This is a genomic window from Achromobacter sp. SIMBA_011, assembly GCF_046535435.1.
Lineage (GTDB): Bacteria > Pseudomonadota > Gammaproteobacteria > Burkholderiales > Burkholderiaceae_B > Achromobacter > Achromobacter dolens.
The window spans coordinates 1-312 of the sequence record NZ_JAWRWN010000221.1; the positions used below are offsets into that span (position 1 = coordinate 1).

The following is a 312-nucleotide window of genomic DNA, read 5'->3' on the forward strand; positions in this document are numbered from 1 at the left end:
GGGCGGCGTTCGCGGCCACCACGCGCCAGACGTCTTCGTCCTCGCCGGACATGATGCCCACGCGCAGCGTCTGCGCCGCCTGCGCCGTCGAGGCGAGCGGCCCGAACAGACCGGCGACGAGCGTCAGCGAGGCGAGTCCCGCGGCGATCAGGGTTCGTTTGTTCTTGTTCATATGCGTGCGCCCGTGGCGGAGTGAAAGATGGGGCGATGCTAGGGCGCGCGCGGGCCGCGTCCAACCAATTTCGCGCACGTTCGTTATCGCACGCACGCTGATAAGCACATCGCGGCGCGTGCTTACGGGGGATTGAAGGG

The 312-nt window shown here is 67.9% G+C and carries 1 pseudogene; it reads right to left on the minus strand.

Going from position 1 to position 312, the window contains the following annotated elements:
* Nucleotides 1-172, minus strand: a pseudogene (locus SB816_RS30665) (metal ABC transporter substrate-binding protein); the annotation flags it as partial.
* Nucleotides 173-312 lie beyond the last annotated feature (140 nt).